Here is a 488-nt window from a genome sequence, read left to right on the forward strand (position 1 = left end):
TTTAAGATTGCTCTTTTGTTTGGGAATCCAGTTCCGTTACCTGATGCTTCTACGTATACATAGAAAGATCCATCAGCTCCAGAAGAAGGTCCTGTATTATTAGAAGGTGTTCCCCCTGAGTCACGTGTCCAGTTAAGGTCGTCACCACCAGCTTGCGTCCATAGTCCAAGGTTTGCTTCAAAGCTTTCGCCGTAAGGCAATGAACTAACCCCACCTGAACATCCACCAGAAGGAGGAGGAGTTGTATCGGTAGTAGCAGATACGGTATTACTATTTGCTGATACATTACCAGCTGCATCTTTAGCTCTTACAGAGAATTGGAACGTTGTTCCTTCAGTAAGTCCAGTTACGTTAGCTGTAGTTCCTGTTACTTCGCCAAGGTTATTAGATCCTTGGAATACATCATAAGCAGTTACACCTACATTATCAGTAGAAGCGTTCCAAGAAAGTGCAACAGAGCTAGTTGTTACTCCAGTTACAGCAAGATT

General features: G+C 43.2%; 1 protein-coding gene. It reads right to left on the reverse strand.

Translation table 11 applies throughout. From position 1 onward, the window contains the following. Positions 1-488: fibronectin type III domain-containing protein (locus Q1A01_RS23695; RefSeq protein ID WP_299686055.1), on the reverse strand; the 488-nt coding region annotated here is incomplete at both ends.

Origin of the sequence: uncultured Dokdonia sp., assembly GCF_947492815.1 — a bacterium.
Lineage (GTDB): Bacteria > Bacteroidota > Bacteroidia > Flavobacteriales > Flavobacteriaceae > Dokdonia.